Origin of the sequence: Acinetobacter sp. CIP 102136 (assembly GCF_000369685.1) — a bacterium.
Taxonomy (GTDB): Bacteria; Pseudomonadota; Gammaproteobacteria; order Pseudomonadales; family Moraxellaceae; genus Acinetobacter; species Acinetobacter fasciculus.
Map to the genome: position 1 here is coordinate 64,976 of NZ_KB850144.1, position 6,889 is coordinate 71,864.

Genomic DNA, 6,889 nt, shown 5'->3' on the forward strand with positions numbered 1-6,889 from the left:
AAGGCAGCACTTTAACGCTTTGAGGTTTGTCATAGGCTTTTTATTCAAGTTGGGCTACTTTATTTATTGGCTTAATCTCATCATTTAAATGGGGCAATATCCAAAACAGGGTAAATAAACGAATGCAACTATTTACATGCTTTATATTGAACCAATCTATCTAATTTACTGTCACATTTGTACATCTGCTAAACCGTGCCAATCTGCTTTTAAAATATTTAATCATTGCTATTTTGTATGAGCCATTCACTGTTTCAGCCAATGCGTTCACAACCATGTCAGTAGTCATACGTGTTGATACCTTTCATCCAACAATCGCTCGTGAAAATACATTAATAATAAAAGCGGTATAGAACAAGCCTGAATTTGTTTAACCATCACTAAAGTTGCAAGCTGAAATAATTTTTATAAAAATAGACGACTGGTCTATTTTTATGTATAGTTAGCACATGGTGTAGGCAAAAGCCGTAGTGTTGTCCGATTTTTTAAAAGTTTATTTGATGAATAACGGTGGTTTTTCAAATCAATTAACTGATCATTCTAGGATAAAAATATGCTGAATTTTAACTTTTATAATCCGACCCGCATTATTTTTGGTGGCGATACAATAGCTAAAATCAATGACTATGTGCCTACAGAAGCAAAGGTATTAATGTTGTTTGGTGGTGAAAGTGCACGTAAGAATGGTACTTTAGCTGAAGTGCGTGAAGCATTAGGTGCAAGAGAAATTCATGAATTTGGCGGAATTGAGCCGAATCCGAGTTATGAAACCCTCATGAAAGCTGTAGAGCTGATTCGTGAACAAAAGATTGATTTCTTGATGGCTGTCGGTGGTGGATCGGTAATCGACGGTACTAAATTTATTGCAGCAGCAGTCAATTATACAGGGGATACATGGGAGATTTTAGAAACCCATGGTAATAAAATTACCCAAGCTTTGCCTTTTGCGAGTGTACTCACCCTTCCGGCAACTGGTTCAGAAATGAATAGCGGTGGGGTAGTAACCAGAAAATCGACCCAAGCCAAATTGTCATTTAGCAGTCCCTATGTTTTTCCGCAATTTTCCGTACTTGATCCGAATAAAACTTTTAGCTTGCCGACGCGCCAGTTGGCTAATGGCGTGGTCGATGCATTTATTCATGTCATGGAACAGTACTTAACTCACCCTGTGAATGCACACGTACAAGATCGTTTTGCCGAAGGTCTATTGCAAACTTTGATTGAGATTGGACCGAAAATCTTGGAAGATTCAGCAGATTATGACACGCGTGCGAATTTGATGTGGGCTGCTAGCATGGCACTGAATGGGCTAATTGGAGCTGGTGTACCACAAGATTGGTCAACCCATTTGATTGGACATGAGCTCACGGCTTTATATGGTATTGATCATGCTCGTACCTTGGCCATTGTGTTGCCGTCCAATCTACAAGTGCGTCGTCAAGAGAAGCGAGAAAAATTACTACAGTATGCAGCTCGTGTCTGGCAGATTGTCGAAGGTGATGAAGAACAACGTATTGATACTGCTATTGCTCGTACTCGAGCCTTCTTTGAGCAACTTGGATTGCCGACTCGTCTTAGCGATTATGGACTGGGGGAGACAGATATTGAGATCATCATTACGCAACTTAAATCACATAATCTTACACAGCTAGGCGAACATAAAAATGTTTCATTAGAGATCAGTCGCCAAATTCTCGAGATGAGCATCTAAGCTAAATGCGCGTATCTGGCATGCTCTGACCCTGTAACAATGCTCCTCAATCATGAAAATTATCGGAGAAATAACATGAAAATTTTAATCGTTTTAACTTCACATGATCAACTTGGCAATACTGGTAAGAAAACAGGTTTCTGGCTAGAAGAACTTGCTGCACCGTATTACACCTTTATTGACTCTGGTGCTGAAGTTACGCTGGCGTCGCCTCAAGGTGGGCAGCCACCACTAGATCCGAAAAGTAATTTAGCCGATGCTCAAACTGAAACCACTCATCGTTTTGAAGCAGATCCAACTGCAATGCAAGCATTGGCACAGACACATAAACTTAGCGAAATTTCTGTAGCTGATTATGATGCAGTGTTTTATCCAGGCGGGCATGGCCCATTGTGGGATTTAGCAGAAGATCCGATTTCAATTTCTCTGATTGAACAGGCGATTCAGTCTGGCAAACCTGTTGCAGCAGTGTGTCATGCCCCGGGTGTTCTTCGTCATGTGAAAGCGAGTAATGGAGCGCCCTTAGTTAGCGGTAAATTAGTGACTGGTTTCACCAATACTGAGGAGGCCGCTGTAGGTTTGACTGAAATTGTACCATTTTTAGTCGAAGACATGCTTAAACAAAACGGTGGTCATTATTCTAAAGTTGATGATTGGCAAGTACATGTTCAAGTAGATGGCTTGCTGGTTACTGGACAAAATCCAGCATCTTCTGCTGCAACTGCCTCAGCATTACTTCAATTGTTGAAATAAAGAGTAGCTAGTGTCTGTTGTGGTGCTTAGCAGTGAATAAACTTCTGACTCTGAGCAACTGGCGCAATAAGCAAAATAACCCTCACTTAATGGTGAAGGGCCTGAGTTAATAGCTTTCCTTTATTTATTTTTCTATATACAGGAAGGATATTTTTTTTAATTTAGATCAATTAAGTCATGGTTACTTGGATACAATGAAATGAAAGACAGCAAACTTTTTCAAAACTTAAGCTTAGGCCCTTATGTTTTGCAAAACCGTATTGTATTGCCACCATTAACGCGGTCGCGCAGTACTCAGCCAGAGAATATTCCAAATGAACTGATGGCAACCTATTATCAACAGCGTGCCGGGGCAGGGTTTATGGTCACCGAAGGTACGCAAATCGAGCCACGTGGTCAAGGCTATGCTTGGACTCCCGGTATTTACAGCCCTGAACAGATTGCTGGATGGCGTAAAGTGACGGAAGCAGTGCATGCTAAAGGAGGCATTATTTTTGCACAACTTTGGCATGTTGGGCGTGTTTCACATACATCTTTGCAACCCGATCATGCATCACCGGTCGCACCCTCGGCTATTAGGGCTGATAGTAATGTTAAAGTGTTTATTGAGACCGGGCCCAATGCAGGGACCTTGGCTGATCCTTCAATGCCACGTGCTTTAAGCAATGCAGAAGTTAAAGAATTAGTGCAACTCTATGCTCAAGCAGCACGCAATGCCTTGGCTGCTGGTTTTGATGGGGTTGAAATTCATTGTGCAAATGGTTATTTGGTGAATCAATTTATCTCTGCACATAGTAACCACCGTGAAGATGAATATGGTGGATCACTAAACAATCGTTTGCGTTTTTTACGTGAAGTAGTACAGGCCGTTGCTGAGGTGGTTGGTGCAGATCGTTTAGGAGTGCGTTTTGCCCCGCTATTTGAAAGTACAGAGGAAGATCGTGTTTACATGGGGTTGGTTGAAGATGATCCACATGTGACTTATATTGAAGCCATAAAAATACTTGAAGAAGTTGGGATTGCCTATCTATCTATTGCAGAAGCTGATTGGGATAATGCACCAGAACTTCCTCATGATTTTCGTAAAGATGTCAGAGACACTTTCAGTGGTCGGATTATTTATGCAGGTCGATATACGGCAGAAAGAGGAACTCGAATTTTAGAGGCAGGGCTGGCCGATTTAATTGCATTTGGACGCCCATTTATTGCGAATCCAGATTTACCCGATCGCATCGCCAATGGCTGGCCATTGAATGCAGTAGATGCAAGCACTATGTATGGTGGGACGGAAAAAGGCTATATTGATTATCCAGCTTACGCAGATTAATATTGACTTAATGAGTTATTTTGCCAACCTTTGTGGTTGGCAAAATAACGACTTAAGATTGCTGTTGCTTGCACAATTTCTTCTTAAAACAAGTTCTTAAAATTTTTTAGCTGTGTAATGAGCCAACCTGCCAGTGGGAAAGAAATCAGTTGCGTTACTGGCACTAATACTATGACTTCAATCAACACCATCATCGGGAAACTTTGATGCTCAGTAATTGGCTTTAATAAAGTGAGAACCAGTAATAGTGTGGGATATAAGCCTAAATAACCAACTAAAATACGAGTCATGAGGGCTTTAGAAGGAGAATTCATTGTGCGCTATACTCATGGATTGTAAATTGATCTAATAGCAACACATTAATAAGTAATCATTGGACTGCTATCATGAATTATTAATTATGTAATTGATATTTAATCTAATTTTTATGAATCTTCACTTTTTAATAGAAATTTAGTTGCTCTCAGAGCTTGATGTAATGGCGTTTTATCTTTTTGCAACTTACTCAGTAATGCTGCACCTAACCACATTTGGTAAAGTACTTGTGCCAACGTTGAGGCCTCAGTATCTGCTTGGATAGACTGATCCTGTTTTCCCAAATCAATTAAAGCAGCAATACGTTGGATTACATCATCGACGCCAGCGGACATAATGGAGCGCATATCTTCAGATAGATCGGCAACTTCTGCGGCAAGTTTCACAATTAAACAGCTATCCGCCCAACCACACTGTGTTTCAGGATCTTCTATCCATAAATTAAAATACTCAATCAGCTTTTGATAAGGGGATTTATCGCTACGCCATACATCATTTAAACGGACTTGGTAATTATCTACATAATGCTGTACCAATTCACACCCGAAAGCTTCCTTGGATTGGAAATAATGATAAAACGAGCCTTTAGGGATTTCACAGCTCTGTAAAATTTCCTGTAATCCTACGCCAGTAAAACCTTTATGCAAAATCAGGTCTGAACTGGTGTTAAGAATGTGTAAGCGCTTCGCTTCAGACTTTTTAATAGGAGTAGGCTTCATATTAATTATTTACTCTATTGTAAAAAATAGACCAGTCGTATTGTTTTTTATTATAACTCATCTACAATGGATGTAAAGAAATTTTAATCATAATTTTTGATTGTGAATAGAAATACTTCTAAATAAAACATGGAGTTATATGTGTGAAAACAGTTATTAATCAACGTATCGTTTTAGCTCAACGGCCAGTCGGTGAGCCAAAACACAGCGATTTTCGTATTGAACAAGTTGAACTCAATGAACTTAAACAAGGCGAGATATTGTTAAAAACCATTTACTTGTCACTCGATCCTTATATGCGTGGTCGCATGAGTGATGCTCCTTCATATGCAGCACCGGTTGAAATCGGCGAAGTGATGGTCGGTGGAACAGTCAGTCAAGTGGTGGCCTCTAAAAACCCAAAATTCAAAGAAGGCGAGTGGGTTCTTTCCGGAAATGGCTGGCAGGGCTACGCAATTTCTAATGGGACTGCATGTCAAAGCTTAGGTATGCAACCTGAACATCCATCTTGGGCATTGGGTATTTTGGGAATGCCAGGATTTACTGCTTATATGGGGTTGTTGGACATTGGTCAGCCTAAAGCTGGTGAAACTTTGGTCGTTGCAGCTGCAACAGGACCTGTTGGTGCTACGGTTGGACAGATTGGCAAAATTAAAGGTTGTCGCGTGGTTGGCATCGCAGGTGGGCCTGAAAAATGTCGTTATGCAGTAGAAGAACTCGGCTTCGATGCTTGTATTAATCATCATGATGAAAATTTTGCAGAACAATTACAACAAGCAGCTCCCAACGGTATTGATATTTATTATGAGAATGTCGGGGGTAAAGTGTTTGATGCGGTATGGCCATTGCTTAACTCTGCGGCACGTGTACCGGTGTGTGGTGTGGTTTCCCAGTATAACGCTACCGAGCAAGCACAAGGGCCAGACCGTTTACCGGGCTTTATTTCCACCCTTTTAAAAAAGCGTATTCGCATGCAAGGCTTTATTATTTTTGATGATTATGGCAGTCAGTATCCGGAATTCTATCAGCAAATGTCTGAATGGTTGAAAGACGGAAAAATCAAATATAAAGAGTATATGGTGCAAGGTTTAGATAACACGATCAATGCTTTCAATGGTATGTTGAAAGGCGAAAACTTTGGCAAAGTGGTTGTAAAAATTTAAAAAAATAGGAATTATCATGATCACACTACATCATTTAGATCAATCACGTTCTTTTCGCATTTTGTGGTTACTTGAAGAAATCAAGCAGCCCTATGAGCTGAAACGCTATTATCGTGACTCAAGCACGCATTTGGCCCCTGACTCTTTAAAAACCATTCACCCTTTAGGGAAATCTCCAGTATTGGAATGGGATGGCAAAGTTATTGCAGAGTCAGGCGCAATCGTTGAGTTATTAATTCAGAAACTTGCGCCGCATTTAGCACCAGATATGGATGAATCTACCTATGTCGATTATTTACAGTGGATTCATTTCTCAGAAAGCTCTGCCATGCTGCCATTTTTGTTAAAAACGTTTAATACGATAGAAACCAAGCAGGGCACGAAGTTGGTATTTCTAGAAAATTATACTCAAGTTGAGTTCGATAAAGTATTTGGCCATTTAAATGAATATTTAAAAGATAAAGAATTTCTAGTGGCAGACCGTTTAACCGGTGCTGACTTTATGATGGGCTTTGGACTACATGCTTTAGTTTATCATATGGGACAAGGTGAAAATTATCCCCATATCCAACGTTACGTAGCAGGTTTAAGCCAACTACCTAGCTGGCAAGCCGCAGTACAAATTGAACAAAATGGTGTGAAAAGTCAAAAATAGCAAGATTGTTTTTTTAAGGCAATTGAGAAAAAGAATCATGATTGACAAGTACATCTGGTTATAAAATAAGCTGACACTTATTTAAAGTAAACGCCTAATGAATTTCATCGGGCGTTCTCTATTTTAAAGATAAGGAATTACCATTATTTAAGTAAGCGTCCGCTGAACCCCATGCCTATTTTTTAATTTGAGTTGGATTTCCAGCGATGTGGTAGTAATTCTTCTATTTGGGTCGCTTTATGCGTC

The 6,889-nt window shown here is 40.0% G+C and carries 7 protein-coding genes and 1 pseudogene; 5 read left to right on the forward strand and 3 right to left on the reverse strand.

The features are described from left to right. Nucleotides 1–40: 40 nt before the first annotated feature. Nucleotides 41–370 (reverse strand): annotated as a pseudogene (locus F893_RS18480) (IS3 family transposase); the annotation flags it as partial. Nucleotides 371–553: 183 nt separating this feature from the next. Between F893_RS18480 and F893_RS15480 the strand changes: the two are divergent. The 3 genes from F893_RS15480 (at nucleotide 554) to F893_RS15490 (ending at nucleotide 3,791) form a co-directional block, all read left to right on the forward strand. Then, a complete protein-coding gene (locus F893_RS15480; RefSeq protein WP_004281840.1) occupies nucleotides 554–1,711 on the forward strand; it encodes an iron-containing alcohol dehydrogenase in 1,158 nt (385 codons plus the stop codon). Between the two features lie 75 nt (nucleotides 1,712–1,786). Then, the gene (locus F893_RS15485; RefSeq protein ID WP_004647734.1) at nucleotides 1,787–2,464 is read left to right on the forward strand and encodes a type 1 glutamine amidotransferase domain-containing protein; all 678 of its coding nucleotides are present in this window, start codon (nucleotides 1,787–1,789) and stop codon (nucleotides 2,462–2,464) included. Between the two features lie 199 nt (nucleotides 2,465–2,663). Continuing rightward, the gene (locus tag F893_RS15490; protein ID WP_004281838.1) at nucleotides 2,664–3,791 is read left to right on the forward strand and encodes an alkene reductase; all 1,128 of its coding nucleotides are present in this window, start codon (nucleotides 2,664–2,666) and stop codon (nucleotides 3,789–3,791) included. Between the two features lie 83 nt (nucleotides 3,792–3,874). Here the strand turns inward: F893_RS15490 and F893_RS15495 are convergent, their stop codons facing one another. Further along, a complete protein-coding gene (locus F893_RS15495; RefSeq protein ID WP_004281837.1) occupies nucleotides 3,875–4,105 on the reverse strand; it encodes a hypothetical protein in 231 nt (76 codons plus the stop codon). Between the two features lie 111 nt (nucleotides 4,106–4,216). Continuing rightward, complete coding sequence (locus F893_RS15500) at nucleotides 4,217–4,825, reverse strand: TetR/AcrR family transcriptional regulator (RefSeq protein ID WP_004281836.1); 609 nt, start codon at nucleotides 4,823–4,825, stop codon at nucleotides 4,217–4,219. A gap of 143 nt (nucleotides 4,826–4,968) precedes the next feature. On the opposite strand from F893_RS15500, the gene F893_RS15505 reads away from it, so the two are divergent. Together F893_RS15505 and F893_RS15510 are read left to right on the forward strand one after the other, a co-directional pair. Then, nucleotides 4,969–5,988, forward strand: a complete 1,020-nt coding sequence (locus F893_RS15505) for an NADP-dependent oxidoreductase (protein WP_004281827.1) — start codon at nucleotides 4,969–4,971, stop codon at nucleotides 5,986–5,988. 16 nt (nucleotides 5,989–6,004) lie between these two features. Next, nucleotides 6,005–6,643, forward strand: a complete 639-nt coding sequence (locus tag F893_RS15510; RefSeq protein ID WP_004281825.1) for a glutathione S-transferase family protein — start codon at nucleotides 6,005–6,007, stop codon at nucleotides 6,641–6,643. The last annotated feature ends 246 nt before the right edge of the window (nucleotides 6,644–6,889 follow it).

What these genes read in the sequence shown, in the direction of transcription:
- F893_RS15480 (WP_004281840.1), top strand. Translation starts at nt 554, where the DNA reads ATGCTGAATTTTAACTTTTATAATCCGACCCGCATTATTTTTGGTGGC.
- F893_RS15485 (WP_004647734.1), top strand. Translation starts at nt 1,787, where the DNA reads ATGAAAATTTTAATCGTTTTAACTTCACATGATCAACTTGGCAATACT.
- F893_RS15490 (WP_004281838.1), top strand. Translation starts at nt 2,664, where the DNA reads ATGAAAGACAGCAAACTTTTTCAAAACTTAAGCTTAGGCCCTTATGTT.
- F893_RS15495 (WP_004281837.1), bottom strand. Translation starts at nt 4,105, where the DNA reads ATGAATTCTCCTTCTAAAGCCCTCATGACTCGTATTTTAGTTGGTTAT.
- F893_RS15500 (WP_004281836.1), bottom strand. Translation starts at nt 4,825, where the DNA reads ATGAAGCCTACTCCTATTAAAAAGTCTGAAGCGAAGCGCTTACACATT.
- F893_RS15510 (WP_004281825.1), top strand. Translation starts at nt 6,005, where the DNA reads ATGATCACACTACATCATTTAGATCAATCACGTTCTTTTCGCATTTTG.